4 protein-coding genes are annotated in these 3786 nt (G+C 31.0%); all 4 read right to left on the bottom strand.

Features of this window, described 5'->3' with window-relative positions; translation table 11 throughout:
* Nucleotides 1-40 precede the first annotated feature (40 nt).
* Nucleotides 41-544 carry a CRISPR-associated endonuclease Cas3'' gene (locus SULYE_RS06855; protein WP_007547875.1) on the bottom strand — a complete coding sequence of 168 codons (504 nt, stop codon included), beginning with the start codon at nucleotides 542-544 and terminating at the stop codon, nucleotides 41-43.
* Nucleotide 545: 1 nt separating this feature from the next.
* A complete protein-coding gene (gene cas5b / locus SULYE_RS06850) occupies nucleotides 546-1238 on the bottom strand; it encodes a type I-B CRISPR-associated protein Cas5b (protein WP_007547874.1) in 693 nt (230 codons plus the stop codon).
* Nucleotides 1239-1269: 31 nt separating this feature from the next.
* Nucleotides 1270-2190 carry a type I-B CRISPR-associated protein Cas7/Cst2/DevR gene (gene cas7i / locus SULYE_RS06845; RefSeq protein ID WP_007547873.1) on the bottom strand — a complete coding sequence of 307 codons (921 nt, stop codon included), beginning with the start codon at nucleotides 2188-2190 and terminating at the stop codon, nucleotides 1270-1272.
* The coding region (gene cas8a1 / locus SULYE_RS06840) for a type I-B CRISPR-associated protein Cas8b1/Cst1 (RefSeq protein ID WP_007547872.1) at nucleotides 2187-3786 on the bottom strand (1600 nt) is incomplete at its 5' end. The genes cas7i and cas8a1, both read right to left, overlap by 4 nt.

Genomic DNA, 3786 nt, shown 5'->3' with positions numbered 1-3786 from the left:
TTTAGAAAATTTTCATTTCTTAAAATCTGCTTTTTAAATTCTAATAGCAGAAATTAATAGCAATAGATAGCTTCTCTTTATTAATATTTAACTGAGTAATCTCTAAGTTCTTCAACTTTTCTAAAATCCAATCTTTTAGGTCGTTTTCAACTCTGATAGCAAAATCTTCTAAAATCGGCTTTGATTTGTCAATATCTGCATCATATCTGTCATGGTGATATGCTATTGCATACTGTATTTTTTCAAATAAGCGTTTATTGTCCTTGTAATAAGGATTTCTAAGAAAGTAAAAAATTATTGCAGATAGAAGATTATGAGGTATTTCCTGCTTTGGTTGTGGTTTTTGCTTTGTTATCTTTGCTTGAAATTCTTTTGATGCTTTTCCAATATCATGAAATAAACAAGCTAAATAAACGGCTTTTTCTGTTTCTTTGTCTAATTGAATGTATTTTTTTAAAATCTCAAAGTTTTCTAAAAGCTTTTCTGTGTGTTCTTGTAGTGTTTGTTGGTTATTTCCTGATAATTTGGCTATATACTGATTCATGTTAATCTCCGATTAAATCAACAACTTTTTTTCTCTCTTTGTCATACAAAATGCTTCCGTCTTTTAATATCCCACTATCAACATACACAACGTCCTTTTTCTTGAAAAATTTTATCCCGTTTTTGCTTTCGTAGTAAAAATTCATTCTGTAGTTTATTCCATTTACTTCAAGCTCTTTTGCTTTTTCTTTTGAAAAATAGATTCCGTCTTTTAACTCATAGTTGTCTTCAAACAAATCCCTTTCTATAAGCTCTACTATATCTGCCGAGTCAACTCTTACAAGGTCTTCTTTTCTTCCAAGTGATGGATACTCAAGATTTAAAAGATTTTCTCTAAACTTTTCTAAATACTCTAATTTAGACTCTATATAGATTGTAAGCTCAACTGCGTAAAGATTGGATACGTATATTGGAGATTTCAAAAGTGGCTTGTTAAAACCTTCTATGATAATTCCCTTGTTTTCTGAGTCTTTTCTACCAAATTTGTACATGCTTTGCATGTCAAGAACGACAGATTTAAACTTTCCTTGAATACCGTATCTTGCCGGTATATACTCTTTTGCCTCTACAACATAATGAAAAAATCCTTTTACAGTTGACAGCGGCGGGAGAGGATAGGTCTCCCAAAATCCATAAGTCATTGGCTTTCTATAACATGCAAACTCTTGATATAGCTTTACTCTTAAAACTCTCATAATTTAACTCCTATAAACAACGTCTCACGTCTCACGTCTCACGTTTCACGTTATAGTGCTGATTTACCTTAGATTTTAATTCTTCAAAGAAATCGCTAATAGTTTTTCCATTTAGATTTTGTATAATATAGTCTTCATTTGCCCAAAAGCCCTCTACAAGCCCGCAAGAAGTATAATCTTTTACAGAATTATCATTTAGCTTTAAGCCAAGAACAGATTCTATTTCTTTTGTGTTTAAGCTGTACTTTCTTTGATTTCTATCGTAGTTTACGTTTATCCTTCCAAGGAAGAATGGATTTTTAACAGGATAAAGTCCGCCAATTACAAACAACGGACTTAAATTTTCTGTCCTTCCTTTAATCTCTCTATCTAAGATTTTTAAAGCATCAAGAACCATGTTTACTCTTCTTGCTTTTTCAGTGCCATCTAACTCTAAGCCATCGTTTGGGTCTACTCCTGCCATGTCTAAATCTATTGCTACTGTATAGGTATACAAAGAACTGTGAACTTCAAACTGGAACGGATTAGGATTTACGTTTATTCTTTTTGCAAAGTCATGATTAGCTCCAAACTCTACATCAAAAGCCATTGGAGATAATGATATAGCAGGAGAAAATCTAACAACCGCTGACCTTGTCAAAGAACCTTTGCCTTTATCAGTTTTCATATAACCAAATAGGTCAACTTCTACATAATCTTTTATGTTTGCAGTTGGTTTAAACTGGATTGTTCCTTTTTCATCTGATAACGGAACTTCCTTACCAGCATCTACGTTATAAAGCTCTCTTAATTTTCTAAAAACTTCGTACCTTAAAGCCTGTCTTGACATGTAGGTATATACTTCACCATCTCTTGTAAGTTTTTTTAGCTCTGAAATGTTTCCAACAGTTTCACCATAGTTTAAGCTTGAAGCTTCAAAGATTACTGTTAAAGTTAAACCTTTCATTTTCATTGGCTTTCCTCCTGTAATTTATTTTCTTTTCCAAGTAGTCCGTTTAAAAAACTGTATCCAAGAAGATAAAAGTTATCTTTATCTTGCAGTGCTTTTATTAACAAGCTTGGAACTTCTAAATCATATGCCATGTGAACTCTCATCATCACATCCATAAACTGGTTTACATCTCCAATCTTTAAAGCATTTAAAAGCTTATATGCTATAGATTGGATTTTGTTTTCTGCATCTCTTTCTTTTAGCCTTTCAAGAAGATTTTTTCCTTGCATGTACATAGCCCATAAACTTTTTTCTTCTAAGCCCATCTCTTTACCTCCAACTTTTTGTTTATAAAGAAGATACATAATTATTAACCTTTGTAAATTATAATTACTGACATAAGCTTTATCTTGCGTAGCACTTTTAAAGATTTTGTATAAAAGCCCATAGTTTAAATCTTTCTTCAAAATCAAGTTTAAAAACTCTGTGAGAATATAGACTCTTGTTTTATTTTTATCTGGTAGCATAAAAAATGATTTAGACAATGACTTAAGATTTTCATGATTTTTTTCTATGAATTCAGCAGTTTTATAATCGATGTTAAAGCTAAAAACTTTTGGAAGTGTTTCTTTTAATTCTGTTTCTATGAAGTTTATGTTTGACAGGGTGTATTTAGCTTGCGATTTTTTTATTCTTAATAAATACTCTGTAAAAAAGTCTATAAAAGGATTTTCAGGAGATTTTTCTATCTCTTCTTTAAACAAGTCGTTTGCAAGCATTAAAGATTCAACAGAATCATCTAAATTTACAAAGTAATACTTCCCGTTTAACTCTGTAAGCCCTGCAAAATAGCAAAAGTAAACGATTTCACAGATATCACAGGATGGTAGTTTTGTATTGAAATTCCAAGCAAAGTTAACTGCGTCTTTATTTAGTCCAAATATTGGCGAAAATCCTGTATCATAATTTGTGTCTTTTTTTGCCGGTCTGTCTCCACAGATTACACAAGTGAATTTTTTATCTTTTTGATTGCTATCCGTTTTTAAAGGCTCTTCAAAGTCTTCATAAAATTTCTTTTTTCTATCTTTTGTAATAGTTTTATTTAAAAAGCTTTTTTGACCGTTAAAACTCCTTAAAAATATCTGAACGTCGCTTTCTACAAACTCCTCTTTGTCCTGCTCCAAAATTCTTATTGCTTTTTCAATCAGATGTTTAAGCTCTTGAGAGTTTTTAGCTTTTATGTCTCCAAGTTTATTTTTTAAAAGTGTAAAACCGTTGACTTCTTCTTTGAAGTCTTCATAGACATCTTTAAATGTTCCATCATTTAGGTTTTCAAGCAATTCTTTAAATCTTTTTAATTTTCTATCGTACCTACCATAGAGATTAAAAGCATAATCAAAAAATCTGTCAGTAAAGCCATCAAAAATTTTTCTGTCAATCTCTATATAGTTATCTTCAATTTTTAAAAGATTTTCGTCTTTTGAAATTATTTTTTCATCTTTTACATACCAAAGATGGCTGTTAATTCTTAAAAATCCAACTATACCTGCATTATAAAGCCAATCGCCAAGATATATACGTGAGACGTGAGAGGCGAGAGGTGAGACGTGGGAATCT

Source organism: Sulfurihydrogenibium yellowstonense SS-5, assembly GCF_000173615.1.
GTDB lineage: Bacteria > Aquificota > Aquificia > Aquificales > Hydrogenothermaceae > Sulfurihydrogenibium > Sulfurihydrogenibium yellowstonense.
The sequence above is the reverse complement of the archived record's forward strand: the minus strand, read 5'-3'. Positions and strand labels throughout refer to the sequence as shown.